A 25679-nucleotide genomic window follows, 5' to 3' on the forward strand; every position below is an offset into this window, starting at 1 on the left:
CTCGCGCCGTACGCGCTGATCCCGACCCCGGTCCGCACCGAGTTCGCGACCGGCCCGACCGGCGACCGGGAGTACGAGATCGCGGTCTCCAACGCCCGCGCCGAACGCCGCATGCTGGTCCAGGACATCTGCTCCATGCTGGTGCCGCCGCAGGTCGCCAAGGAGGCCTCGACGGCGACGCTGCTACGCCACGCGGTACGCCAGGTCCCGGCCGAGGAGACCTCCACCCTGGACGACGTGGTGGCGACCCTGCAGGGCCTGGACGACGACGAAGGCAAGGAACTCGCCAACCTCCTGCTCGACACGGCGGAGATGCCGCTCGCCCTGCTCTTCTTCGGTCGCCCGCCGCAGCACCTGCTCGGCGCCGACGCGGCCCTGACGGTCATCACGATGGCGGGCCTGCGCCTGCCCGACCTGAAGATCGAGCGAGAATACTGGTCGGCCGAGGAGTCCCTCGCCCTGCCGATGCTGCACACCGCCCACCGCCTGGCGGTCCGCCGCTGCTACGGCGGCTCGATGTCGTCGCGGAAAATGGTGGGCCTGGACGAGGCCCACTTCATGGAAGGCTGGCGCTCGGGCCGCTCCTTCCTGGTCCGCCTCGCCCGCGACTCCCGCAAATGGAACCTCGCGGCCCTGGTCGCCTCCCAGAACCCCCGCGACATCCTCGGCCTCGACGTCCAGAACCTGGTGTCGACGGTCTTCGTGGGCCGCATCGCCGAAGACCAGGAAATCGCCTCGGAAGCCCTCCGCCTCCTCCGCGTCCCCGTCCACGACGGCTACGAGGCGACGTTGGCGTCGCTCTCCCAGGCGGACGCCTCGTCATCGACCCGCCTCGGCTTCCGCGAGTTCGTGATGCGAGACGTGGACGGCCGGGTGCAGAAGGTCAGAGTCGACGTCTCGTACGTCGCAGGCCTCCTGGAACACCTCGACACCACCCCGGCGGCGGCAAAGGCAGCCCCCACGGCCATCCCGACCTTCTCCGACCTGGAGGCCTGACCATGCTCCGCCGGGTATGCGCTCTGCTGACAACCATGGCGGTAGCGTTCGTGGCAAGCATCGCCTGGGCCGTAGCAGCCCCTACCCCGGCAACAGCCGGCCCCCTCCAGGCCCCGGGCGGCGCCTGCAGCACAGAAGAGTGGAAGCAGGACTTCAGGTCCTGCGTCGCCCGGCTCGCAGACGTCAGCGCCGACCGGGCCCAATGTCTGATGCCCCCCACCCCCAGCACCCCCGACTCCGGCCTAGCCGGCTGGTTCGCCGAACGCCCGAAGTCGTCGACGAAGGACGGCCCGCAAGGGCTTTACAGCCAATATGGGTACGCTGGATACACCTATACGACCTATGACTTAGAGGGTGGCTGCGCATCTACACTGATAGACCCCGAGTTCAAAGTCGAGACGACCATCGCCAACGGCGAATTCATGATCGCCACGGCAGTCATCGGAGCATCGAACGCCCTCCGTGAACGCGCCTGGGATCCAGAGACTTTGTGGGGGTGGGCGGACCCGCTAGTCGATCAGGCCACGAAGGCTGTCTACGAGAAGGTATTCAGCGTCTTCGGAATCATTACCTTGGCCGTTGTAGGGCTCTACCTCATCTGGCGGTCGCGGCAGGCCGACATGGGTGCCGCTACAACGACTGCCGGCTGGGCAATCCTCATCATGGTCGCCGTGACCGCAATCGCCGCCTGGCCGGTCAAGTCGGCGAACATCGCTGATCAGAGTCTCATCACGACGCTCGGTGTCGTGCACGACGCCGTCGGTCCACGTCCGCAGGATGGCGACGCCTCGACAGGATGCCGGCTTGGCAAAGCTGAGGCATGCAAGGACAACCGCCCTCCTGCTGTGCGTGCCAGCGACACAGCTACAGAGACCATGCTCTACCGGAACTGGCTGCGAGGCTTGCTCGGTTCGGCCGACAGCGTCACTGCCCAGACCTATGGTCGCGCACTCTACGACGCACGCTCGATCACCTGGGACGAAGCGCAGAAGATGCGCGACAACCCAGAGACCAGAAGCGCCACGATCAACGCCAAGAATGCGCAGTGGGAGAAGGTCGCCGAACAGATCAAGAACGAGGACCCCGAAGCCTATGAATACCTGCAAGGCGTCAATGGGATGGATCGGGTTGGGGCCGGGTTCATTGCGGTGCTTGCGGCGGTCATGTTTGCGATGTTCGATCTGACTGCTTCGCTGTTGGTGTTGCTGGGGTTCCTGATCTTCAGGTGGGCGGTCATCGCCGCGCCGATTCTGGGGACGGTCGGGCTGTTGCGGCCGGCCAGTTCGGGGATTCGGCGGCTGGGGAATGCCGTGATTGCGGCGATCTTCAATATTGCGATCTTCGGGACCGGGGCGGCGATCTATCTGTTCGCCGTCGACCTGATCATGAATACCGGGAGCCTGGCCGGGTGGCTGCAAGTGGTCCTCGTGTGGCTTTGCGGGGTTGTGGGTTGGCTGTTGTTGCGGCCGTACCGGCGGATTACGCAGTTGGGCGGGAAGGACGGTACGGCGGCGATCACGTCGGCTGGGTCTTGGCATCGGCGGTTCTTCCGGGATATGCGGGAGGCCGCGAAGCTTGATGTGGCCGATGCCGGGGGGACGAACGAGCCGCGGTTCGGCAAGGGGCGGACCGTGTACGTCGAACAGGGGAATCTTCGGCCCGAGGCGCGGCTCGAGGATCCGGCTCATGCCGCTGCGGCTCGTACCGAGACGACCTCCGGGGCGGTTCGGGATGCGGCCGTCGTCGCCGCGCGGCCGGATGGGCAGGAGTCCGCTCGGGATGCCGCGCCGGTGGGGGATTCGGGGGCGGTGCCGGTGGCTGCCGCGGCTCCGGCTCACCGGCAGCGGCGGGCGCCGGGGTGGACCGAGCCGGACGTTGCCGAGTCGCCGGCTTCGTACGCGATCTATCGACCGGAGACCGGCGCGACGACGCGGGAGCCGGCGCCGCCGCGGGTGCGGACCGAGGCGCGGTGAGCGGTCATGCCCAGGGTGCTCGAACGCGGTCTCACCGGACTGTTCCGCTCGCGGTGGGGTGTGGCGCTGGTGATCGCCCTGGTCGTGCTGGGGGTGGTCGGCATCGGGCGGCTCTTCTCCGACGGCGGCGGCAACGGCGGGCGGCTGCTCGCCCCCGTGTCGCCGGCGCCGGTCGTGAGTGTGGACCCCAGCTTCAACGACGACGGCGTGATCGTCGACGACGCGCCGCCGCCCTCACCCCGGACGAGTCCCGGGACCGCCCCGCCCGAGGCTGTCGCGTACGCGTTCGCGTCGGCCTGGGTGGACCACAAGAACGTCTCCGCGAAGGCCTGGCACGACGGCATAGTCCCCAATGCCACCCCGAGCCTGTCCCAGGAGCTGAACGGCGTGGACCCGGCCGACGTACCCGCCGATCGGGTCATCGGGCGGCCGGCGCTCGTACCCATCGGTGATGGTCTGGTCAATGCGGTCGTCACCGTGGATTCCGGCAAACTGACGCTGCGGCTCGTCGCGCCGGACGGACGATGGCTCGTCGACGGCGTCGACTGGGACGGGTCGTGACGGTGCGGCGGCCGCGGCGGATCGCTCTGCTCGTGGCTCTGGTGGCCACCCTGGCGCTGCTGTGCTGCGGCGGCAGCGTCGGCGCGATCCTGATCGGCGGCTTCGTGGGCGACGAGGATGATCTGGGCCTGTTCAGTTCCGGCTGCGGTACCGGCGGTCCGGTCGACCCGGATTCCAAGTTGCCGCGGCTGCGACCGTACGGGCCCGCGCAGATGAAGAATGCGGCGATCATCATCAACGTCGGCGCGAACCTGAAGATGCCGCCGCGGGCGTGGGTCATCGCCGTGGCGACCGCCATGCAGGAGTCGCGGCTGACGAACCTCGGACATCTGGGCAAGCGCAACGACCACGACTCGCTCGGCCTGTTCCAGCAGCGGCCGAGCAGCGGGTGGGGCACTCCGGCCCAGGTCACCGACCCCACGTACGCGGCGACCAAGTTCTACGAGAAACTGAAGACGATCGACGGCTGGGAGAAGATGCCGCTGACCCAGGCCGCTCAGCGGGTGCAGATCAGCGCGTACCCGGACGCGTACGCGAAGCATGAGCTCGTCGCCACGCAGATCGTCAACCTGCTCGCGGACGGCGCGGCCAACGCGGTCGGCAACTCCCTGGCGATGGTCTGCGCCTCGGCGGCGGACATCGCCGCGTCAGGGTGGACCAACCCGTTCGCGGTCAAGGCGTCGGACGGGCACAAGTGGAGCGTCGGCTCCGGGTTCCGCACCCCCCAACGTCCCGACCACCACGGGGTCGACCTCATCGCCGGGCTCGAGACGCCGGTCCGCTCGGTGGCGAGCGGCGTCGTCTCCCGCGTCATGTGCGACGAGACGTTCAGCGGCGTGCTCGACTGCGACCGTCCTGGGTGGCCGGGCAAGGGCGGCTGCGGCTGGATGGTGGAGATCCGGCACGCCGGCAACATCATGACCCGCTACTGTCACCTGGTGAGACGACCGGCTCTGAAGGTCGGTCAGCGGGTCGCCGCCGGCCAGGTCATCGCCCATTGCGGTACGAGCGGGAACTCGTCCGGCCCGCACCTGCACTTCGAGGTGCACCGCAACAACGACACCTCCAGCGCCAGTGCGGAGGACCCGGTGGAGTTCATGGCCCAGCGTGGCGCACCGCTGACCGGGTCGCAGTGATGGGCGAGCCCCTGCCGGACCCGTTCGCGGGCAGCTCCTCGTGGGTGCCCGGGCCGCCGCGGCCGGTCGTACCGACCCCGGCCACCATGGGTGGCAGCCTCCGCGGCCGGCGCGTCCTGATCGGCCTGCCGGGTCACGGGTGGCGCGCCGACCTGCGCGCCGACGAGAAGGTGGTGCAGGGCAGCCGGACGTACGTGCCGGTGATGCCGGAGGCCGAGTGGTATCGCGCGGAAGCGGAGCAGACGGAGGTGTTCGCGCCGCTCGTTCCGGTGGAGCGGGTGTGGGTGGAGGAGCTGGGCATGGCGGGTACGGCGAGCCAGCGCGCCGACGTCATGTCCCGCCTGGTGTCGATGGACGAGCCGCCACGCCGCAACCCGGTGGCGGCACTGGACGCGGACGGCCTGACGGGTCGCCGAGTGATCCAGATCCTCGACGACGGCACCGAACGAAGAGACCTCCGAGCCGTCACCGAACTCCACACCAGCGACGAAGGCGACATCTGCGCCCGAGTAACCACAGAACTAGACTGGTACCGCTGGTCCTGGACCGGAAAAGCCCCAAGAACCCTGACGATCCCCGTCCACCTGCTCTGGCTGGAGTGATCACTCAGTTGATCGGCGAGGCTCCACACACGCGCCACCCGTCCTGATCCACCAGGGGAAATCGCCAACCATCCGTGGTCCTCTCACTGCCGTCCGAGATCGTTCGACGGATATCTGTGCTCACCAACGTCTGGCCACCCTCTGTCGATACCGTCAGGCTCGTCCAGTCGACTCGGATTCCGATCGAGAAGCGCTGTTCGCGGCTCTGGATGTCGTCACGGAAAGCCTTCAGCAGGGACAGTTCAGGCTCCTTGCAGGTGAAGAGGGAAGCTTGTTGGTCGTCGCGGTTTACCAGGTAGGCGCGGAGGAAGTTGTCGACCACGGCGTCGGGGGCGGTTCTTTTGATTTTTGTTGCTTCGTCGTAGATGGAGATGAAGACTCCGACTCCGCCCAGGCAGAGGAGGGACAGGATGCCGGCCGCCATGGCCAGGATGAGTCTCGTGCGGCGGTTCGCGGGCTTCGGGGGCGCAGCGGCCTGGGCCGGGGGTGGGACCGCCGGCTGGGCGGGTGGGTTGGTGGACTGCACCCTTACGAGATTAGTGGGTTCCGCTGTGGACTAGCTCTCGATACTCGGCCGCCGGCGGGGTTCGGTCGATAGAGTGCCGGCGTGGTGGGCGGTTGTGTGCTGCCGTTCGGTGGAGCCCGCGCGTCACCCCGGGCGTCGCCGGCTGGGAAGATTGACCCGGCCGCGGACCTTGGATCGATGTCCGTCGCACGGTTGGCCGCTCGGGGCCGGCGCTCGGTGGGTCGCCGGGCTCGCCGGGCCGGCATCGGCGGCGTGGCGGACCGCGAGCGGGGTACGGTTTGTGCGCACACACGGAGGTGAGGCGGTGGATTCGACGGGGCGGATCGAGCAGGCCGCGGCCCTGCACCGCCAGGCGGAGGCCACCGTCGTGGCGGCCGCCGCCGCGTTGGAGGGCCACGTTGCGCCCGCCGCCGATTCGCTGGAGCAGCATCGTCTTGCCGAGGAGTTGCGGGCCGCCGCCGGGGAGCTGGCTCCCGGGTGGCTCGGGTCGCCGCTCGATGCGTTGTCGGCGAACGCTCCGCTCGGCGGCGTCTCCCCTCCGCAGTTCGTGCGGCTCGGCGTCGCTCAGCCGCTGGACGATGCGCGGTTTCCCGCCATCGTGCCGCTGCTCGGCAGCGGGCATCTGACCGTCGACGCCGACGCCCGGGATCCTCGGGTCGCCGGGCTGTTGCGCTGCCTGCTGCTGCGGCTGCTGGCTGCCGCGCCCGCCGGGTCGTTGCTCGTCCGCGCCGTCGACGGTACGGGTGGCGGCACGGTGTTCGCCCCTTTCGAGGCCCTGGCCGACGCGGGCCTCATGTCGCCGCCGGCCATCGACCGCGCCGGGTTGCGGGACGTGCTCACGGAGGCCGAGAAGTGGCTGCGTCCCGTACGCGGTGGTGCCGTCCGCAGGGGCCGCCGCGACCGGATGATGTTGCTGATCGTCGCGAGCCTGCCGGAGTTGACCGAGGGCGCCGACCTGGTGCGGATCGCGGCGCTGGCGCAGCAGGGGCCGGAGTCCGGCCTGCATCTCGTGGTGGCCGGCTGGCCGCCGCCTCCGCTGACGGCCGAGACCACGCAGCCGCCGCTGCCGCGTACCACCCAGGTGTCCGTGCGCAATCCGTACGCGGTCATCGGCAATCCGCCGGGCGCGTCGTTCGGGTCGATCCCGGAGGCGGTCTGGCTCAACGCCCCGGTGTTCCTCGACGAGGATCCGCCGCCGCACCTGGTCGACGCCGTGTGCCACGAGCTGGCCGCGCATTCGGCCGCCGCCTCGCAGGTGACGCTCTCCGACCTGCTGCCGGAGCCGGCCGACGAGATCTGGTCCGGCGACGCCGGCGACGGGCTCGGCACCACGGTCGGGCATGACGGCGACACGCCGGTGGTGCTGCAGTTCAACGACCTTACTCCACACTGGATGGTGGGCGGGCGGTCGGGCGCCGGCAAGACGGCCTTCCTGATCAATGTCCTGTACGGCCTGGGCACCCGCTACAGCCCCGACGAGCTCAGCCTCTACCTGCTGGACTTCAAGGAAGGCGTCTCGTTCGCCGAGTTCGTGCCGACCGCCCGGGACCGCACCTGGTTGCCGCACGCGCGCGCGGTCGGGGTGGAGTCCGACCGGGAATACGGCCTGGCGGTGCTGCGCGAGCTCGACGCCGAGATGACCCGGCGGTCGGTGGCGTACAAGCGGGCGGGGGTGACCCGGTTCGCGGATCTGCGGGCGGTGGCGGCCGAGGAGGGCCGCGGCAAGCCGATGCCGCGCGTGCTCTGCGTCATCGACGAGTTCCAGGTGCTGCTGGCCGGCAACGATCCGATGGCCGGGGAGGCGGTGCAGCTGCTGGAGTCGCTGGCGCGCAAGGGCCGCTCGTACGGTATCCATCTGGTGCTGGCGAGCCAGACCGTCCTCGGTGTCGAGGCCCTGTACGCGAAGCGTGACTCGATCTTCGGTCAGTTCCCGGTCCGGATCGCGCTGCCGGGCGGCGGGGACGTCCTGGAGCCGACCAACGACTCCGCGGCGGGGCTGCCGCTGGGCACCGCGGTCGTCAACACGGCCGGCGGGCTGGGTGGTCCCCGGGGCGCGACCCGCGGCCACGAGCGCATCGTGCGCTTCCCGGATCCGCACGCCGACCGGGACGTCCTCAGCGAGCTGCGGCACAAGCTGTGGGGTGCCCGGGATCCGGAGGCGCAGCCGCCGCGGATCTTCGCCGGGTACGCCCGCCAGCACCTCGCCGACGACCCCACCTACCGGGCCGCGCTGGCGGGCCGGGCGGGGCGCCCGTCGGCCCTGCTCGGCCGGGTCATCGACGTCGCCATGTCGACCGCGGCGTTCCCGCTCGACGCCTCGCCGGGACGGCATCTGGCGATCCTGGGCTCGCGGGCGGCCGGGGCGGAGGTCCTGGACGCGGCCGCCCGCGGTGTCGCCGCGTTCCACGCCCCGCGGACCGCCAGGTTCGTCATCTGCTCGCTCGTCGCCGAGGGTGACGAGCTGGCCCGGGAGCTGGCCGCCGAGATCGGCCACCGCCAGGAGGCCGTCCTCGTCGACGCCGCCGGGCTGGCCGCGGAGCTGGACCTCGAGCGGCCGGGGTACCGCGTGGTGTTCGGCATGGACGCGGCGAGCCCCGGCACCCTGCCGACGCTGCGCCAGCTGCTGCGCGAGGGCCCGAGCCGGGGCGTGCACCTGCTGTCGTGGTGGCGCGGGCTGCGCCGGTTCAGCGAGGAGACCGGCGGCAGCGCGGGCCGCGAGGACGTGGCCGGCCTGGTCTTCCTCAACGTCCCGCAGCAGGACGTGTCGCTCATGTTGGGGCAGAGCCTGGACTGGCAGCCCCGGGAGAACCGGGCGCTGCTGCATGACCGGCACGCCGACCGTACGGTGACGATCGTGCCCTTCGCCCGACCCGAGGCAGAGCGATGAGTGACGGACCGGGCCCCTGGGGCGACTATCTCGCCGCCGCGCAGCGCCTGGACGCGGTTCGCCGCGCCGCCAGCGCGGCGGCCGGGGAGCAGGCGGCGACCGCGCAGGCCGCCCAGCAGGAGCTGACGGCGGTACGGGCCCGGCTGGCACCCCAGCGGGCGCGGCTGGTGCAGGACCTGGGCGTACCGGAAGCGCGGCTGATCCCGCAGCCGGCGGAGCAGGCCCTCGCCGCGCAGGCCGTCGCCGGCGGCCCCGCGGCCGTCCTGGCGGCGCTGCGGCAGGCCCGCGCGACCGCCGACGCCGCGGACGCGGGCATGCTGGGTCCGGGTCCGGCGGGGCCGATCCGGCCATGGGCCCGCAACCTGCTCGTGTACGGTCCGTTCGCGGCGGCCGTCCTCATCGTCCAGATAGTCCTCTACCTGGTGGCGCCCTCCGGCTCGCTGCCGACGTACGCGCTGTTGTGCGGCCTGAGCCTGCCGCTGCTCGCGTACGGGCTGGGCTGGCTGACGATCGGCTTCGTCTACGGCGGCGGCCCGCAGAAGGTGGACCGTACGCCCATCGTGGGTGCCGTCACGTGCCTCACGCCGGTGCTGCTGACCTGCATGGGCGTCGGCCTCCTGGCGTTCATCCGATAGCGGCCCGGGAAGGGGTTCGGCATGGCCAGCGTCGAGGAGATCAAGGCGAACGTGGCGGCGTCCGTGGAGGGCGCCCGGCGCGCGGTCACCGGGATTCAGCAGGTCACCGACCAGCTCGACGAGTCCCTGACCCGGCTGCGGATCACCGCGATCGGTTCGCTGCACCCGTCGGTGGCCGCGGCCATCGCGCAGCTCGAGCAGGCCCGCACCCGGCTGGACGAGGCCGCGACGCTGACCCGCGCCGCCATGGACAGTGCGGACGCCTACCGCACGATCGTCTAGCGCGCGACGCGGCGCCGGGTGTGCCGTCGCGTCGGGCCGGTCCGGCGTCCGGCGGATGTGATCGTCGCCGCTGCCGACGGGCCCTCAGCGGGCGTTGATCAGGGCCATGGCTTCGGCGCGGACCTTGCCGTCGCGCTGGAAGGCGCCGCGGACCGCGGAGGTGACCGTGCGGGCGCCGACCTTGCGGATGCCGCGCATCTCCATGCACAGGTGCTCGCACTCCAGCACGACGATGACGCCGCGCGGGTCGAGCTGGGTCATGAGGAGGTCGGCGATCTGGGAGGTGAGGCGCTCCTGGACCTGGGCGCGGCGGGCGTACACCTCGACGAGGCGGGCCAGCTTGGACAGGCCGGTGATGCGGCCGTCGACGCCCGGGATGTAGCCGATGTGCGCGACACCCTTGAACGGCAGGAGGTGGTGCTCGCAGAGGCTCATCACCTCGATGTCGCGCACGAGCACCAGCTCGTCGTGGTTCGCCTCGAACGAGGTGGTGAGCACCTTGGCGGGGTCGACCCGCAGGCCCGCGAAGAGCTCCGCATATGCCCGGGCGACCCGGGCCGGGGTGCGCTCCAGGCCGTCGCGGTCGGGGTCCTCGCCGAGGGCGACGAGGATCTCCCGGACCGCCTTCTCGATGCGCGCCAGGTCGACGGCCTGCTCCACCGGCGCCCCGGTGAGCTTGCCGTCGATCAGCCGCGCGGCGAGGTAGTCGATCTCGTCGGAGTCGTCGGGCTCCGTCGAGCTCGAGTCGTTGATGCTCAGTGTGTGCCCTCCGATGTGCCGTTCGGGTTCGGCTCGGGGGTGCCGGCATTGCCGCCGCCCACGGCCACCTGGCCGTCGGCCTCGGCCTGCGCCTTGAGCTTGTCCCGCTCGGCCGGGGTCAGGACCGGCGGCGCCTCGGAGGGAAGCCGCTTGCCGAAGCCGTTGAACGGCGACATCGGCGCGCGCTTCTGCACCCGGGCGCAGATCCGGTCCATGTCCTGCTGGGTGATGGTCTCCTTCTCCATCAGCTCCAGCACCATGGCGTCCAGGACGTCGCGGTACTCGACCAGGATCTCCCAGGCCTCGTCGTGCGCCAGCTCGATGAGCGCGCGCACCTCCTGGTCGATCTCGGCGGCGACGGCGTCGGAGTAGTCCCGCTCGTGTCCCATGGAACGGCCCAGGAACGGCTCGTCGTTGTTGGAGCCGTACTTGACGGCGCCCAGCTTCGAGCTCATGCCGTACTGGGTGACCATGGCGCGGGCCAGGCCGGACGCCTTCTCGATGTCGTTGCCGGCGCCGGTGGTGGGCTCGTGGAAGACCAGCTCCTCCGCGGCGCGGCCGCCCAGCGCGTACGCCAGGGTGTCGATCATCTCGGCCCGGGTCTGGGTGTACTTGTCCTCGGTCGGCAGCACCAGCGTGTGGCCCAGGGAGCGGCCACGCGGCAGGATGGTCACCTTGTGCACCGGCGCGGAGTGCGGCAGCGCGTACGCGACCAGCGCGTGCCCGCCCTCGTGGTAGGCGGTGATCTTCTTCTCGCTGTCGCTCATCGCCCGGGTGCGCCGCTCGGGGCCGGCGATGACCCGGTCGATCGACTCCTCGAGGAACTCGTTGGAGATGGCCCGCTTGTCGTTGCGGGCGGTGAGCAGCGCCGCCTCGTTGATGACGTTGGCCAGGTCGGCGCCCGAGAAGCCGGGGGTGCGCCGGGCGACCGAGTCGAGGTCGACGTCGGGCGTGAACGGCTTGCCCTTGGCGTGCACCCGCAGGATCGCCTTGCGGCCCTCCATGTCGGGGTTGTCGACCGGGATCTGGCGGTCGAAGCGGCCCGGGCGCAGCAGCGCCGGGTCGAGGATGTCGGGCCGGTTGGTCGCGGCGATCAGGATGACGCCGCCCTTGGTGTCGAAGCCGTCCATCTCGACCAGCAGCTGGTTGAGGGTCTGCTCCCGCTCGTCGTGCCCGCCGCCCATGCCGGCGCCGCGGTGACGGCCGACGGCGTCGATCTCGTCGACGAAGACGATGGCCGGCGCGTTGGCCTTGGCCTGCTCGAAGAGGTCGCGGACCCGGCTCGCGCCGACACCCACGAACATCTCCACGAAGTCGGAACCCGAGATCGAGTAGAACGGCACCCCGGCCTCGCCGGCCACGGCCCGGGCGAGCAGCGTCTTACCGGTGCCCGGCTGGCCGAAGAGCAGGACGCCCTTGGGGATCTTCGCGCCGAGCGCCTGGTACTTCGCCGGGTTCTGCAGGAAGTCCTTGATCTCCTGCAGCTCCTCGACGGCCTCGTCGGCGCCCGCCACGTCGGCGAACGTCGTCTTGGGCATGTCCTTGGTCAGCATCTTGGCCTTGGACTTGCCAAAGTTGAGGACGCGGGAGCCGCCACCCTGCATCTGCGACATGAACAGCAGCAGCAGGATCACCAGGATCGCGATCGGCAGCAGGTTGACCAGCAGGCTCAGCAGGATGCTGTCGCCGGAGACGCCGGCGTCGAAGGTGCCGGTGATCCGGCCCGCCGCCTTCGCCTCCTTGACCTGGTTCCAGATCTGCTCGGACGACTCGTACGGATACTGGGTCTCGATCTTGTCCGTGGTCTTGTCGCCGAACCGCTCCGGCCCCGCCAGCTCGAGCTGGAGCGTCTGCTCCTTGTCCTGCAGGACGACGTTCTTGATGTTGGGCTGGGCGAGTCGATCGAGGACGACCGAAGTCTTGACTCGGTGGTAGCTCGGACCACTGGTGAAGAATGAGCTCAGCGCGATCGCGCCGATGATCACCAGAATGATCCAGACCACCGGGCGGCGGAAGAAACGCGTACGTTCCATACTGTTGTCGGGCGGCGATGCGCCCGGACCCTCCTGATCGGCGTCCTGGTCACCTGGGTTGACGGTTCTCCGCCGCCGGGCACCGACGCCGGCGCCCGAGCCGCGGAGACGCTGCCGGTATCGATAACCTCCGGACGATGAGGCCAAACCCCACCGGCCCGTCCGCTTCCGACCCGACCCGACCGGCGCACGTGACACTGCGCCACCGGTCACTCGACGGTACACCGTGGGTGCCGCTGACGACTCCGTCAGCCCGGCTGACGGAGGGGTCGCCGTCACCCGCGGTTCACGCCCCCAGCGGCCGTAAATCGCCGCAAAGACGGACAATACCCCTCGCGCCGGTGCCGGTCCGGCCATTTCTGAGAGTCGCCTGGGAGACCGTTCAGCTACGGGCGTACACCTCGGGCTTCAGCACCCCCACGTACGGCATCTCCCGGTAACGCTCCGCGAAGTCCAGGCCGTATCCGACCACGAACTCGTTGGGGATGTCGAAGCCGACGTACTTGGTCGGCACCGGGACCTTGATCGCGTCGGGCTTGCGGAACAGCGCCACGACCTCGACGCTCTCCGGCTGGCGGGACCGCAGGTACTTCATCAGCCAGGAGAGGGTCAGGCCGGAGTCGACGATGTCCTCCACGATCACCACGTGCCGGCCGGTGATGTCGCGGTCCAGGTCCTTGAGGATGCGCACCACCCCCGACGACGTGGTGCCGGAGCCGTACGACGAGACGGCCATGAACTCCATCTCGGAGTAGGGGCCCTGCCGGCCCAGCGCGCGGGCGAAGTCCGCCATGAACATGACCGCGCCCTTGAGCACGCAGACCAGCAGGACGCCGCCCTCGGCGTCCGCGTAGTCGGCGGCGACCTGCTTGGCCAGCTCTTCGGTCTTCTCGCGGATCTGCTCCTCAGAGATGATCACGCGGTCGATGTCGGCGTCGTACCAGGAGCCGTCTGCCATGGGTCTAGCCTGCCGTATGGGGAGGGCGCCGCGGCGCCGGGGGCGGCGGCCGGTACCCGGACAACCCCGCGTTATGGGTCGAATCCGCCCGAGGGCTTCCGCGTCGTGCCACTCCCAGTGACAACTGTCACAGGCCGGCGCGGACGAGATCACCCGCTCGGCGGGCCACCAGGATGCCCTCCGGCAGCGCGGCCGGCCCCTGGCCGTGCCACCCGGTCACCAGGGAGTCGAGCGCGGCCACGTGCCGGTGCGAGAGTGCGGCGCCCGGCGCGCCCAGCTCGGCGGCCCAGGCGTGCAGCACCCGGCCGCGGATCGCCTCCGGCAGCCGCGCCAGGGCCGAGACGGAGAGGCCGCCGGGCGTCCGAGCGGCGGCCAGCGCCTCCGCGGCGACCGCGTCCAGGTACGCGACGTCCGCGGCCAGCAGCGAGGCGGTCCGGGCGAGATTGGCGACCACGGCGGGCCCGAGCGCGGCCGTGAGGGCCGGCAACGCGTCCGCGCGGACCCGGGCCCGGGCGTACGCCGGATCGGCGTTGTGCGGGTCCTGCCAGGCCGCGAGGCCCAGCGCGGCGCAGGCGCCCCGGGTGTCGGCGCGCGAGACGTCCAGCAGCGGGCGGACGAAGAGACCCCTCCGGCGGGGCATCCCGGCCAGCCCGCGCGGACCGGCACCCCGGGCGAGCGCCAGCAGCACGGTCTCGGCCTGATCGTCGCGGGTGTGCCCGAGCAGCACCGCCGTCGCGCCGCAGCGCTCCGCCGCCGCGGAAAGGGCCTCGTACCGGGCGTCGCGCGCGGCCGCCTCGGGTCCGCCCGCGCGGCCCGCCACGTCGACGGTGACCACCTCGACGGGGTCGAACCCGGCCGACCGTCCCCAGGCGGCGACCTCGGCCGCCCGCGCGGCCGAGCCGTCCTGCAGCCCGTGGTCGACCGTGACCAGGCCGGCGGCGACGCCGAGCCGGGGCGCCACGAACGCCACCGCCGCGGCGAGCGCCAGCGAGTCCGCGCCACCGGAGCAGGCGACGAGGACCGGGCCGGCGGTCAGCTCCCGGCGTACCGCCGCGCGAAGGGTCGCCACCGGCGGCGGGATACGGGCCACGAGGACGAGGTTACGAGGCGAGCCCGACCGGCCCGTGCACCCGGGCCACCCACGCGTCCGGGTCGCTCAGCTCCTCCAGCCGGGGCAGGGTCAGCGGGGAGCTGAAGATCTTGTTGAAGCCGGCCATGCCGACCCGCTCGACGACGCCGTGCACGAACTTGCGGCCCTCGGCGTACTGGCGCATCTTGACCTCGATGCCGAGCAGCCGCCGGATGGCCTTCTCCAGCGGGTTGCCGCTCTCGCGGCGCTGGTTGAACTTGGCGCGGATGGACTCGACCGAGCCGATCACCTCGGGGCCGACCCCGTCCATCACGAACTCGGCGTGCCCCTCCAGCAGCGTCATCAGGGCCGTCAGGCGGTCGAGGACGGCCTTCTGGGCCGGAGTCTGCACGATGTCCAGCACCGACGAGCGGCTCTCCGGGTCGCGCAGCGCATCCGACAGGCTGGCGACCCCGCGGCGCAGGCGCTCGAGGATGTGCTCGCCGCTCTGCGAGGCGTCCACGAAGGCCTGGACCTCGCCGAGGAAGTAGCCGCGCATCCACGGCACCGCCTGGAACTGGGTGAGGTGGGTGACCTCGTGCAGGCAGACCCACAGCCGGAAGTCCCTCGGGTCGGCGTCGAGCTTGCGCTCCACCTCGACGATGTTGGGCGCGTTGAGCAGCAACTGGCCCGGCTCGGCGGAGAAGACCTCGTACTGGCCCAGCACGCGCCCGGACAGGTAGGCCAGCACCGTGCCGGCCTGCACGCCGGTGACCCGGGAGCCGATCGCGTCGGTCAGCGCGCCCGGCTGGCGGTTGCCGGACAAGCGGCTGACCAGCGGGATGATCACTTCCTTGAGGCCGGCGATGTTGATCGCCGCCCAGTCCTTGCGGTCCACGATCCGCACCGGCGGGCCCTCCACCTGCGGGGTCAGCCCGGTGTACGCGGCGACGTGACCGCGCGCCTCGTCGGTCAGCTCGCGCAGCTGGGTGACCACCTGCATGGCTTCCTCGTAGGACACCGCGGGGCCGGACTTCGACAGCGCGCCCGCGGTGGCGGCGGCCAGATCCCAGTCAACGAACTGCGCCATGCTGACCACCGTACCCGCGGGGGACCAGCGTCAGACCCGGAGAAATCCCTTACTGGCAGCCGCAGGTCACGAGCTTGGCGGCGATCCGGTCGAGCGCCTGGCGCGCCGCGCCGGTCTCGCCGGTCGCGTCGGCCAGGACGGCGAAGACCAGCAGCCGGCCGTCCTTGGTGATCAGGTTGCCCGAGATGGCGTTCACCCCGGTGAGCGAGCCGGTCTTGGCCCGGACCAGCCCCTGGCCCACCTGGTTGCCCGCGGGTTCGGCGAAGCGCGACCGCAGGGTGCCGGACCATCCGGCCACCGGCAGGCCCCCGAACATGCTGCCCAGCGCGGGTTGCTTGCCGCTCGCGGCGAGGGCCAGCAGGTCGGTGAGCAGGCCCGGGCTGATGCGGTTGTCCAGCGACAGGCCGCTCGCGTCGGACAGCTCGGCCTGGTCGGCGGGGAGACCCAGCTTCGTCAGCTCGGCGCGCATCGCCTCGGCCGCCCCCGCGAAGGACGCCTCCTTGCCGGTGGCCAGGGCGACCTGCCGGGCCAGCGCCTCGGCGAGGACGTTGTCGCTCTGTTCGAGCATCCAGTCGAGCACGTGCACGAGCGGCGGCGACTGCACCACACCCAGCTCGGCGCCGGGGCCGCCCGCGGCGGGGGCGGACGACGCGGCGGGCTCCGCGGCGGCCGGGGCCTTGCCCTCGCGGACGGCGGTGCCCGGCAGGCCGAGCTGCGCGGCGAACGCCCGGCCGGCCGCGAGCGCGGGGTCGGCGAACCGCTCGTCGCCGCCGAACTCGTGGTGCACCGGCTCGACGCGCCCGCCGTCGGTCATCAGCGCCTGGATCCGGGCCACCTGGCCCTCGGCGATGAGGCCGTCCTCCCAGCCGGGCCCGGTCTCGGGGCCGGTGAAGAGCGAGGTGTCGACCACGACCCGGGTCGGCTCCTGGGCGCCGAGGGACTTCTTGACCTGCTCGGCGAGCTTGTCGAGGCGGGCCGCGCCGGGGAACAGGCCGTCGCCGTCGACCGCGAGCGAGGGATCGCCGCCGCCGATCAGCACGACCTCGCCGGGCTCGGCGCCGGCCACGGCGCGAGTGCTCAGCCGGTGGGCGGGCCCGCGGGTGGCCAGCACGGTCGCCGCGGTGAGCAGCTTGGTGGTGGAGGCGGGCGTGGTCTTGGTGTCGGCGTTCTTCTCGTACAGCGCCTCGCCGGTCGCCGCGTCCACGACCGAGACGTTGACCCGGGAGCCGAGGGCCGGGGCGTCGACCAGCGCGCCGATGGCCGCCTCGACGCCCGCGGCGGTCGGTGCGGCGCCGCCGGCGCCGGCCGCGACCAGCACCGGCGACGGCGCCGGCTCGGGGGTGCGTGCGGCCGCCGACGGCCTCGCCGGGTCGTCCGACAGCCAGTCGTCGACCGGGCCGGGCCGGACCAGCAGGACCGTTCCCGCGGTCAGCACGACGAAGATCAAGATCGCGAGAGACACCACCATCGGACGCCGGACCGGACCGGTTGCCGGCTTCGCCGCTGGCGCATCCCCGCCCGGCGGGTGCCCAGGGCCGGTGACGGACGCGCCGGGCGAAGTGGGGGGTCCATCGACGGGTGGGAAGTTTTGCGACGTCTGCGGGACCTGGCCGACGTTCGGGGGAACCACGGCTCGGCCGTACGTCGTACCCGAGGGGCGGGGAAGGCCCGGCACCCCGGTCGGCACACTGGCCCGCCCTATCCCAGAAGTAGCGTTGCGTTGCCTCGACACGCCGTCCTGGTCGGGACCATTCTGTGAATCTTGCCTCCCCACACGCCCCTCCCCCGTACGTAGCGTCAGACTTAGGGGAGACTACAAACATCCGGCACACCGGCGCGCACGGATTCCTGCGGGGCTCATGGCTGCCCTGCTCCGGCGCTGGGACCACGGCCGGTCCATCCGGGGCGAACAAGGGAGCGAACGATGGATTTCGACGTACTGGTTGAGATCCCCAAGGGCCAGCGGAACAAGTACGAGGTCGACCACAAGACCGGCCGGATCCGGCTGGACCGGACGCTCTTCACCGCGACCCAGTACCCCGCCGACTACGGGTACATCGAGGGAACGCTCGGGCAGGACGGCGACCCGCTCGACGCCCTGGTGCTGATCCAGGAGCCGACGTTCCCCGGCTGCCTCGTGCGGGCCCGGGCGATCGGCATGTACCGCATGACCGACGAGAAGGGCCGCGACGACAAGGTCCTCTGCGTGCCCTTCGAGGACCCGCGCCAGGAGCACCTGCGCGACATCCACCACCTGGGCGAGTTCGACCGGATGGAGATCCAGCACTTCTTCACGGTCTACAAGGACCTCGAGCCGGGCAAGTCGGTCGAGGGCGCGACCTGGGCCGGCCGGGTGGAGGCCGAGGAGGAGATCCGCGCCTCCTTCAAGCGGGCCGAGGCCGCCGAGGCGCACGACGAGGACCACTGACCGCGCACGCGTCGACGATGGCCGGGCTTTTGCCCGGCCATCGTGCTTTTCCGGTCGAGGCCGCGCCCGTGGGACTGCGGCAGCGGGAGCGTCAGAAGCTGATGCTGCTGACCAGCCCGTAGAGGCCGACCACGGAGCAGGCCACCGGGATCACCGCGATCACGGCCAGGCCGTCGAGCAGGTCGGCGGCGCGGCCCAGGTACGGCGACGGCGCCCGGCGCGACCAGGTGGCTCCCGCCGCCACGGTGGCAACCGCCAGTAGCAGCCCGGCCACGCTGAGGCCCAGCAGCATGGCCTCGCCCGCGCCCAGGAGCAGGTCGACGCCGAGCACGAAGGCGCCGAACAGGCCGCCGACGAGCAGCGGCACCCGTTGACGCAGCGTCACGAAGAGCCGCGACCGCAGCAGCAGGGCGGCGACCGCGAGACCCATGAGGATCCGGGCGGCCGTACCGTCCGACGAGGCGAGCACGACGAAGGCGCCCGCCGCGAGCACGGCGTGACCGATCAGCATGCCGGTGAGCAGCTCCTCCGTGCGGCTCACGGCGGCGAACACCCGCTTGCGGTCGGGCAGCTCCCGCGCCGCGTCGGTGCCGGCCGGCGCGGCCCCGGTGAAGCCCTGCTCGGCGTCCGTGCCGGACGGCAGGGTGACCGGCGGCGTGGGCAGCTTGCCGAAGCGGATCGCCAGCAGCGGCACGGTGCCGATGCCGCAGACCAGCAGCGACATGAGGACCGCGGCCGCGCCCGCCGCGGTGGTCACCAGGCCGGTCAGCGCGGTGAGGGCGCCGAGCAGGCCGGCCGTCACCCCGGCGGCGAAGATCCGCAGCGAGGCGGCCACGCCGACCGCGCCCAGCGCCGCGAACAGCAGCACGGCCGCCGAGCCGGCGAGCAGCTCCGGGCCGCCGAGCCAGGGCAGCAGCGGGAAGACGCCCGCCCGGTCCGCGACCCCCTGGCCGACCAGCACCGCGCCACCGGCGAACGCGTACGGCAGCGCCAGGCCGCCGAGGGCCGCCCCCGCGCGCGCGTCCCCGTACGCCCGGGAGGCGGTGATGCCCGCGAGCGCCAGCAGCAGCGCCACCCCGAGGCCCGCGAACGCCGCACCGCCCCACCCGGGCCCGGCCGTGAGCACCGCGAGGAAGCCGAGCGAGAGCAGCACCGCGGCCGCGGCGAGCGTGGCCGTCCGGGTGGCGGCCGCCGACCACACGGTCCCGCGACGGCGTGCCCCCTCGGCGATCGCCTCCACCACGTCGTCGTACTCGAGCTCGGGCCATTCCTCGCGCGCCGGGACGAGGTGCAGCACCTCGCCGTCGCGCACACCCTGGGGGAACAGGCCCTGGGCGGTGGCGAGCGGGGCACCGTCCGTACGCCGCAGCACCCATCCGCCGTGCCGCTCACCGTCGTCGGCCAGGCCCTCGCCGGCGTGGCGCAGGACCTCCGGCAGGAGCTCGGCGAGCGGCACGTGCTCGGGCAGGGCCACGTCGACGCGGCGGGAGGGTGCGCTGATGGTGATCCGGGCCAGGCCGATGCTCATGCCGTCACCCCGCCGGCTCCGGCGTCGGGGCGAGCCGCCAGGACGCGAAACTCGATGACGAGCGCGGTGCGCTCACTCATGGCCAAATTCCCATCGGTGGTGACGAGGCTGCGGAACTGCAGGAACTTTACCTATCCTGGGCCCGGCGCGGTGATCCGGCGACGGCCGCCGCGGACGGGAAGGCCGCCATCGGCCTTTGTGGACAAGCGCCACGAAAGCCCAAGGTGCGGACGAAAGGGACAACTGCGGTATGAGCACGGTGGTGATCAAGCGGGCCGCGCGCCGCCCGGCACCCGAGATCCCGACCGGCGAGCTCGCCGTGGATCCGCCGCCCGAGATCCCGCAGGCGGTCGGCGGCCGCTGGCAGCAGGCGTTCATGGTGCTGCCCATGCTCGGTGGCTCGGTCGCCATGGCGCTGATGATGGGCCGGGGCCAGGGCGGCCCGCTGGCCTACGTGATCGGCGGGCTCTTCGGCATCTCGTCGCTCGCCATGCTCGCCACCTCGTACGGCTCCGGCGGCTCGCCCAAGAAGGCCGAGATGATGGCCGCCCGCCGCGAATACCTGCGGCACCTCGCCGGCCTGCGCCGCCGGGTGCGGGACACGGCCACCCGCCAGCGCGTCGGGCTCTACTACCGGCACCCCGACCCCGCCCGGCTCTGGTCGACGGCCGGCAGCCACCGGGTCTGGGAACGCCGGCCCACCGACCCCGACTTCGGCGTCGTCCGGCTCGCCGTCGGACCGCAGACCCTGGCCACGCCGCTCGTACCGCCGGTGACCCGGCCGCTGGAGGACCTGGAGCCGATGACCGCGGGCGCGCTGCGGCGGTTCCTGGACGCGTACTCGGTCGTCCCCGACCTCCCGGTCGCGGTCTCGCTGCGCGGCTTCGCGCGGGTCTTCCTGCGCGGCGACGGCCCGGACGGCGAGGGCGACGCCCGCGCGCTCACCCGCGCCGTGCTCACCCAGCTCGCCACCTTCCACGCCCCCGACGACCTGATCATCGCGGTGTGCGCCGGGCCCGGGCGCCGGGAACGGTGGGAATGGGTCAAGTGGCTCCCGCACAACCTGCACCCCTCGCGGACCGACCGCCTCGGCCAGGTGCGCCTGGTCGCCAGCGCCGGGCCGGACCTGGAGAAGCTGCTCGAGGACGTCATCGGCAACCGGCCGAGGTTCAACCCGTCCGGGTCCGGCACGGCCGGGCCGCACGTGGTGATCGTGCTCGACGGCGCCGACCTCAAGGGCGCCACCCAGCTCGACGACGGCATCGACGGCGTCACCGTGCTGGACCTGGACGACGTGCCGCCGAGGCTGCTCGACCGGTCCCTGCTCGTGCTGGAGATCCGGGCCGACGGCGGGCGGCGGGAGCTGCACACGTACGCGATGGACCACGCCGCCGAGGTGGGCACCCCGGACCGGCTCAGCGAACCGGAGGCCGAGGCCGTGGCCCGCCGCCTCGCGCCGCTGCGGCTCGCCGCGATGTCCAAGTCGGCGGACACCCCGCTGGCCACCGAGATGGGCCTCGCCGAGCTGCTCAACCTGGGCGACCCCGACTCGTTCAGCGTCGCGCAGGCCTGGCTGCCCCGGCCCGACCGCGACAAGCTGCGCGTGCCGATCGGCCTCGGCGCCGACGGTTCCGCGATCGAGCTCGACCTGAAGGAGTCGGCACAGGACGGCATGGGCCCGCACGGCCTGCTGATCGGCGCGACCGGCTCCGGCAAGTCCGAGCTGCTGCGCACGCTGGTGCTCGCGCTGGCCGCCACCCACTCGTCCGAGACGCTCAACTTCGTCCTGGTCGACTTCAAGGGCGGCGCGACCTTCGCCTCGCTGGACCGGCTGCCGCACACCGCCGCCGTCATCACCAACCTCGCCGACGAGCTGCCCCTGGTCGACCGCATGGTGGACGCGATCGACGGCGAGCTGATCCGGCGCCAGGAGCTGCTGCGCAAGGCGGGCAACTACGCCAGCCTGCGCGACTACGAGAAGGCGCGGGCCGGCGGCGCCGCCCTGCCGCCCCTGCCGTCCCTGCTGATCATCTGTGACGAGTTCTCCGAGCTGCTGTCGGCGAAACCCGACTTCATCGACCTGTTCGTGCAGATCGGACGGCTGGGCCGGTCGCTCGGCGTGCACCTGCTGCTCGCCAGCCAGCGGCTGGAGGAGGGCCGGCTGCGGGGGCTCGACACCCACCTGTCGTACCGGATCGGCCTGCGGACCTTCTCGGCGCTGGAGTCCCGGGCCGTGCTCGGCGTGCCCGACGCCTACGAGCTTCCCCGCTCGCCCGGCCACGGCTACCTCAAGTTCGGCACCGAGCCGCTCGTGCGCTTCAAGGCCGCGTACGTCTCAGGGGTCTTCCGGCAGTCCGGCAGCCGCCGCCCCGGCGCGGCCCGCGACGGCGCCGTCCCCGAGATTCTGTCCTACTCCACCCACTACGTCCCGGCGCCGGAGCCGGTCCGCTCGCCCGAACCGACGCCGGAGGAGGTGCCGGCCGGCGACAGCCTGCTCGACGTGATCGTGGCGCGTCTCAACGGCCAGGGACCGCCGGCGCACCAGGTGTGGCTGCCGCCGCTGACCCGGTCGGCGACCCTCGACGAGCTGCTCGGCCCGGTCACCGCCGACCCCGCGCGCGGGCTGTCCTTCGCCAACCCGCAACTGCACGGCGCCCTGCAGGTGCCGATCGCCCTCATCGACAAGCCGCGCGAGCAACTGCGCGACGTGATGTGGCTGCAGCTCGACGGCGGCTCCGGGCACGTGGCCGTGGTGGGCGGCGCGCAGTCCGGCAAGTCCACGGCGCTGCGCGCGCTGGTCTGCGGGCTGGCGCTCACCCACACGCCGGCCGAGGTACAGGTCTACTGCCTGGACTTCGGCGGCGGCTCGCTCGGCACCCTGCGCGACCTGCCGCACGTCGGCGGCGTGTACGGGCGCCTCGACGCGGTCGGCGTCCGGCGCACCGTCGGCGAGGTCTCCACGCTGCTCGCCGAGCGGGAGCGCCGCTTCGGCGAGCTGGGCATCGACTCGATGGCCTCGTACCGGCGGCGCCGCGCGGCCCGCACCGAGCTCGGCACCGGCGCCGACGCGGACCCGTTCGGCGACGTGTTCCTGGTCGTCGACGGCTGGACCACGCTGCGCAAGGACTACGACGAGCTCGAGGGCGTCATCACCGACATCGCGACCCGCGGTCTGTCGTACGGCATCCACGTCGTGACCAGCGCGCCCCGCTGGATGGACTACCGCCCGGCGATCCGCGACCTCTTCGGCTCCAAGGTGGAGCTGCGCCTCGGCGACCCCACCGACTCCTCGGTCAACCGGCGCCAGGCGATCACCGTGCCGGAGAAGCCCGGCCGCGGCATCGTCGAGCACCCGACCGACAAGAACAAGGCCCTGCACTTCCTGACCGTACGGCCGGAGCTGAGCAACGCCGAGTCCACCGAGCTGGTCAAGATGATCGCCGCGTCGTGGACCGGGCCCGTGGCGCCGCGCGTGCGGTTGCTGCCGCCCTCGCTGCCGTACGCCGACATCGACCTGGACCGCTCGACCGGCCTGCGCCTGCCGATCGGCATCGCCGAGTCCGACCTGCAACCGGTCGAGATCGACTTCGCGAGCGAGCCGCACTTCCTGCTCTTCGGCGACGCGGAGTGCGGCAAGTCGTCGTTCCTGCGCGCGCTGGCCACCACCATCACCCGGCGCTTCCAGCCGACCGAGGCCCGCATCATCCTGGTCGACTACCGGCGCAGCCTGATGGACCTGCCGGAGAGCGACCACCGCATCGGGTACGGCATCCAGGCCCAGAAGACCCTGGAGCTGATGGAATCGGTCGCGGGCTACATGGAGCGCCGCCTGCCCGGGCCGGACGTGACCGCCCAGCAACTGCGCGAACGCTCCTGGTGGAACGGCCCCGAGCTGTTCGTGCTCGTCGACGACTACGACCTGGTCGCCTCGGGCCCCACGAACCCGCTGCAGCCGATCCTGGAGTACCTGCCCCAGGCGCGCGACGTCGGCCTGCACCTGATCGTCACCCGCCGGGCCGGCGGCGCCAGCCGGGCCATGTACGACCCGGTCATCCAGCGCCTGCGCGAGCTCTCCTCGCCGGGCCTCGTGATGAGCGGTCCCGCGGACGAGGGCGCGCTCATCGGCCCGGCACGCCCGGCCCTGATGCCACCGGGTCGTGGCCGCCTGGTGACCCGACGTGAGGGGGTTCGGTTGGTGCAGTTGTCGCATCTCCCCCCGTACTGACCGGTTGCCCCGCCCGGACGCACCTGCGGTGCGATCCGCATAGACAGACCCCAGCGACAACGCGCGGATTCGGAGTAATCTCCCTCCATCGACCGTCCATCCGCAGAATGGCCCGCCGTCCAGTGAGCGCTGTGAGCGAAGCACCGAACGCGTCCCGTCCAGACCGGCGTGACGCTTCCGCGCCCCCCGCGGCCCGCGGCGGTGACCGTTGGTGAGACACCTTCCTGCGCGGGTCACGGCGGCCTGCCTGGCCGCCGGCCTGACCGCCGCTCCCGTCCTCACCCCCGCCTACCCGGTCTCCGCTGCTTCCCCCACTCCCCTCCTCCCCGCCGCCTCCGCGGTTTCCCCCACCACCTCCCTCCTCCCCGCCGCCTCCACGGCCCGCGCCGCCTCCGCCTCCGCGGCCTCCGCCTCCGCCTCCGCGGCCTCCGCCTCCGCCTCCGCGGCCTCCGCCTCCGCGGCCTCCGCCTCTCCGCTTTCCGCCGTCCTCGCCGGACCGCCCTCCGCCGGCACCTCCGTGGCCGGCTTCCCCGGCCCTGCTGGCCGCTCTGACCTGCCTGGCTCGGCGGGCCTGTCTGGCTCGGCGAGCCTGCCTGGCTCCGTGGGCCTGCCCGGCTCCGCGGGCTCGGCGGCGGGGGCGGGCGGGCTTGCCGGGCCGCTGGCCGGGCCGGAGCCGCTCCGGGGCGACTCGGTCCGGGCCGAGCAGTGGCACCTGAAGACGCTCAACGTGGCGGGCGCCTGGACCTACTCCACCGGCGAGGGCGTGACCGTCGCGGTGATCGACTCCGGCGTCGAGGCGAACCACGCCGACCTGCAGGGCCAGGTGCTCAAGGGCCTCGACCTGGTCGACGCCGACGGCAGCGGCGACACCGACCTGGTCGGGCACGGCACCACGGTCTCGGCGCTCATCGCCGGCCGCGGCGACGACACCTCCGGCGTGGTCGGCATCGCGCCCAAGGCGAGGATCCTGCCCGTCCGCGTCCTCGACCGCGACAACCGGTACGACGACGCCATGATCGTGGCCAAGGGCGTCCGCTGGGCGGTCGACAACGGCGCCCGCGTCGTCAACCTCTCCCTCGGCGGCAACGGCAGCAGCCCGGCCCTGGCCGCGGCGCTCGACTACGCCTTCGCCAAGGACGTGGTCGTCGTCGCGTGCACCGGCAACGCCAGCGCCTCGGTCTCGTCCGGGGTCTGGTATCCGGCCCGCGAGCCGGGCGTCATCGCGGTCGCCGGCATGGAGAAGGGCGGCGACATCCTCTGGTCCGGCTCCATCACCGGCAAGGAGACCGTGGTGACGGCCCCGGCGACCCAGCTCACCGGCGCCCGCCCGAACGGCTACTGGCGAGTCCAGGGCACCAGCTTCGCGGCGCCGATGGTCTCGGCCACGGCGGCGCTCATCCGCTCCCGCTGGCCCACCATGTCCGCGGGCGACGTGGTCAACCGGATCATCAAGACCGCCCAGGACCGCGGCCCCCTGGGACGCGACGGCGACTACGGCTACGGCATGGTCGACCCGGTGGCCGCGCTCACCGCGGAGCTGCCCGCGGTGACCCGCAACCCCCTCGACACGACGGCCTCCCCGGGCATCGCCCGCTTCGGCAGCGCCCCGGCGTCGGGTCAGGCCCAGTCGGCCCCGGACGCCGCCACGACCAGCCCGGCGGGCGCCCCCGCTTCGGGTGCCAACGCGGGCACGGCGATCACCATGAGCGAGACCGGCACGTCCGAGGAATCCCGCGGCTGGTGGGCGGCCGCAACCCTCTTCCTGGCATCCCTGCTCGCCGCGGCCTGGACAATGCGCCGCTTCGCCGGCGTGACCTGACGACCGCACACCGCTGCCCGCTGGCCGCTGCCCGCTGGCTGGGGCCCGCCGGCTGGGGCCCGCCGGCCGTCGGCTGCCGGCCGGGCGGTTCAGGCCGCCGGCCCCCGTCGGCGAGCGGCCGTCGCAGGCGGCCGTTTCCCGTTCAGATCGACATGACCTCGCGCGCCCAGGT

The 25679-nt window shown here is 72.4% G+C and carries 19 protein-coding genes; 11 read left to right on the forward strand and 8 right to left on the reverse strand.

Annotation, left to right across the window (positions count from 1 at the left end):
- From IEY99_RS33980 to IEY99_RS04900, 5 genes are all read left to right on the forward strand, one after another.
- Positions 1 to 996 (forward strand): ATP-binding protein (locus IEY99_RS33980; protein ID WP_229798115.1); only part of this gene is annotated, 996 nt, incomplete at its 5' end.
- Positions 997 to 998: 2 nt separating this feature from the next.
- On the forward strand, positions 999 to 2969 hold the full coding sequence (locus IEY99_RS04885; protein WP_189199638.1) for an MFS transporter: 1971 nt from the start codon (positions 999 to 1001) through the stop codon (positions 2967 to 2969).
- A gap of 6 nt (positions 2970 to 2975) precedes the next feature.
- Positions 2976 to 3530, forward strand: a complete 555-nt coding sequence (locus tag IEY99_RS04890) for a hypothetical protein (RefSeq protein WP_189199640.1) — start codon at positions 2976 to 2978, stop codon at positions 3528 to 3530.
- On the forward strand, positions 3494 to 4666 hold the full coding sequence (locus IEY99_RS04895; protein ID WP_189199642.1) for a M23 family metallopeptidase: 1173 nt from the start codon (positions 3494 to 3496) through the stop codon (positions 4664 to 4666). The genes IEY99_RS04890 and IEY99_RS04895 overlap by 37 nt, the downstream gene beginning before the upstream one ends.
- Complete coding sequence (locus IEY99_RS04900) at positions 4666 to 5268, forward strand: hypothetical protein (RefSeq protein ID WP_189199644.1); 603 nt, start codon at positions 4666 to 4668, stop codon at positions 5266 to 5268. Before IEY99_RS04895 ends, IEY99_RS04900 begins: the two co-directional genes overlap by 1 nt.
- A gap of 4 nt (positions 5269 to 5272) precedes the next feature.
- Here IEY99_RS04900 and IEY99_RS04905 read toward each other — a convergent pair whose 3' ends face one another.
- Positions 5273 to 5794: a hypothetical protein gene (locus tag IEY99_RS04905; protein ID WP_189199646.1), complete on the reverse strand. Its 522-nt coding sequence runs from the start codon at positions 5792 to 5794 to the stop codon at positions 5273 to 5275.
- 304 nt (positions 5795 to 6098) lie between these two features.
- Between IEY99_RS04905 and IEY99_RS04910 the strand changes: the two genes are divergently transcribed.
- From IEY99_RS04910 to IEY99_RS04920, 3 genes are read left to right on the forward strand one after another with little or no spacing between them, the layout of a single operon-like run.
- Positions 6099 to 8681, forward strand: coding sequence for an FtsK/SpoIIIE domain-containing protein (locus IEY99_RS04910; protein WP_189199648.1), 2583 nt, complete (start codon positions 6099 to 6101; stop codon positions 8679 to 8681).
- On the forward strand, positions 8678 to 9316 hold the full coding sequence (locus IEY99_RS04915) for a hypothetical protein (RefSeq protein ID WP_189199650.1): 639 nt from the start codon (positions 8678 to 8680) through the stop codon (positions 9314 to 9316). The genes IEY99_RS04910 and IEY99_RS04915 overlap by 4 nt, the downstream gene beginning before the upstream one ends.
- A gap of 21 nt (positions 9317 to 9337) precedes the next feature.
- Positions 9338 to 9598 carry a hypothetical protein gene (locus tag IEY99_RS04920; protein ID WP_189199652.1) on the forward strand — a complete coding sequence of 87 codons (261 nt, stop codon included), beginning with the start codon at positions 9338 to 9340 and terminating at the stop codon, positions 9596 to 9598.
- 84 nt (positions 9599 to 9682) lie between these two features.
- Here the strand turns inward: IEY99_RS04920 and folE are convergent, their stop codons facing one another.
- From folE to dacB, 6 genes are all read right to left on the reverse strand, one after another.
- On the reverse strand, positions 9683 to 10351 hold the full coding sequence (gene folE / locus IEY99_RS04925) for a GTP cyclohydrolase I FolE (protein WP_189200642.1): 669 nt from the start codon (positions 10349 to 10351) through the stop codon (positions 9683 to 9685).
- Positions 10352 to 10353: 2 nt separating this feature from the next.
- Positions 10354 to 12390 (reverse strand): ATP-dependent zinc metalloprotease FtsH, encoded by a 2037-nt coding sequence (ftsH, locus tag IEY99_RS04930; protein ID WP_189199654.1) that lies wholly within the window; start codon positions 12388 to 12390, stop codon positions 10354 to 10356.
- Between the two features lie 382 nt (positions 12391 to 12772).
- Complete coding sequence (gene hpt, locus IEY99_RS04935) at positions 12773 to 13348, reverse strand: hypoxanthine phosphoribosyltransferase (protein WP_189199656.1); 576 nt, start codon at positions 13346 to 13348, stop codon at positions 12773 to 12775.
- Between the two features lie 127 nt (positions 13349 to 13475).
- Positions 13476 to 14438: a tRNA lysidine(34) synthetase TilS gene (gene tilS / locus IEY99_RS04940; protein WP_189199658.1), complete on the reverse strand. Its 963-nt coding sequence runs from the start codon at positions 14436 to 14438 to the stop codon at positions 13476 to 13478.
- A 10-nt stretch (positions 14439 to 14448) separates the two neighbouring features.
- Positions 14449 to 15507 carry an Rv3626c family coenzyme F420 biosynthesis-associated protein gene (locus IEY99_RS04945; RefSeq protein ID WP_189199660.1) on the reverse strand — a complete coding sequence of 353 codons (1059 nt, stop codon included), beginning with the start codon at positions 15505 to 15507 and terminating at the stop codon, positions 14449 to 14451.
- 49 nt (positions 15508 to 15556) lie between these two features.
- Positions 15557 to 16975 carry a D-alanyl-D-alanine carboxypeptidase/D-alanyl-D-alanine endopeptidase gene (dacB, locus tag IEY99_RS04950; protein WP_229798119.1) on the reverse strand — a complete coding sequence of 473 codons (1419 nt, stop codon included), beginning with the start codon at positions 16973 to 16975 and terminating at the stop codon, positions 15557 to 15559.
- Between the two features lie 456 nt (positions 16976 to 17431).
- Between dacB and IEY99_RS04955 the strand changes: the two genes are divergently transcribed.
- The gene (locus IEY99_RS04955) at positions 17432 to 17935 is read left to right on the forward strand and encodes an inorganic diphosphatase (RefSeq protein ID WP_189199664.1); all 504 of its coding nucleotides are present in this window, start codon (positions 17432 to 17434) and stop codon (positions 17933 to 17935) included.
- A 91-nt stretch (positions 17936 to 18026) separates the two neighbouring features.
- On the opposite strand, the gene eccD is transcribed toward IEY99_RS04955, so the two are convergent.
- Positions 18027 to 19463: a type VII secretion integral membrane protein EccD gene (gene eccD, locus IEY99_RS04960; protein ID WP_189199666.1), complete on the reverse strand. Its 1437-nt coding sequence runs from the start codon at positions 19461 to 19463 to the stop codon at positions 18027 to 18029.
- Between the two features lie 250 nt (positions 19464 to 19713).
- On the opposite strand from eccD, the gene eccCa reads away from it, so the two are divergent.
- Both eccCa and mycP read left to right on the forward strand, forming a co-directional pair.
- On the forward strand, positions 19714 to 23688 hold the full coding sequence (gene eccCa / locus IEY99_RS04965) for a type VII secretion protein EccCa (protein ID WP_189199668.1): 3975 nt from the start codon (positions 19714 to 19716) through the stop codon (positions 23686 to 23688).
- A 571-nt stretch (positions 23689 to 24259) separates the two neighbouring features.
- Positions 24260 to 25507, forward strand: coding sequence for a type VII secretion-associated serine protease mycosin (mycP, locus tag IEY99_RS04970; protein ID WP_373293301.1), 1248 nt, complete (start codon positions 24260 to 24262; stop codon positions 25505 to 25507).
- The last annotated feature ends 172 nt before the right edge of the window (positions 25508 to 25679 follow it).

The organism is Couchioplanes azureus (assembly GCF_014648355.1).
Classification (GTDB): domain Bacteria; phylum Actinomycetota; class Actinomycetes; order Mycobacteriales; family Micromonosporaceae; genus Actinoplanes; species Actinoplanes azureus.

Coding starts and splice junctions, on each gene's coding strand:
- IEY99_RS04885 (WP_189199638.1), top strand. CDS start 999: ATGCTCCGCCGGGTATGCGCTCTGCTGACAACCATGGCGGTAGCGTTC.
- IEY99_RS04890 (WP_189199640.1), top strand. CDS start 2,976: ATGCCCAGGGTGCTCGAACGCGGTCTCACCGGACTGTTCCGCTCGCGG.
- IEY99_RS04895 (WP_189199642.1), top strand. CDS start 3,494: ATGGCTCGTCGACGGCGTCGACTGGGACGGGTCGTGACGGTGCGGCGG.
- IEY99_RS04900 (WP_189199644.1), top strand. CDS start 4,666: ATGGGCGAGCCCCTGCCGGACCCGTTCGCGGGCAGCTCCTCGTGGGTG.
- IEY99_RS04915 (WP_189199650.1), top strand. CDS start 8,678: ATGAGTGACGGACCGGGCCCCTGGGGCGACTATCTCGCCGCCGCGCAG.
- IEY99_RS04920 (WP_189199652.1), top strand. CDS start 9,338: ATGGCCAGCGTCGAGGAGATCAAGGCGAACGTGGCGGCGTCCGTGGAG.
- ftsH (WP_189199654.1), bottom strand. CDS start 12,390: ATGGAACGTACGCGTTTCTTCCGCCGCCCGGTGGTCTGGATCATTCTG.
- hpt (WP_189199656.1), bottom strand. CDS start 13,348: ATGGCAGACGGCTCCTGGTACGACGCCGACATCGACCGCGTGATCATC.
- IEY99_RS04945 (WP_189199660.1), bottom strand. CDS start 15,507: ATGGCGCAGTTCGTTGACTGGGATCTGGCCGCCGCCACCGCGGGCGCG.
- dacB (WP_229798119.1), bottom strand. CDS start 16,975: ATGGTGGTGTCTCTCGCGATCTTGATCTTCGTCGTGCTGACCGCGGGA.
- IEY99_RS04955 (WP_189199664.1), top strand. CDS start 17,432: ATGGATTTCGACGTACTGGTTGAGATCCCCAAGGGCCAGCGGAACAAG.
- eccD (WP_189199666.1), bottom strand. CDS start 19,463: ATGAGCATCGGCCTGGCCCGGATCACCATCAGCGCACCCTCCCGCCGC.
- eccCa (WP_189199668.1), top strand. CDS start 19,714: ATGAGCACGGTGGTGATCAAGCGGGCCGCGCGCCGCCCGGCACCCGAG.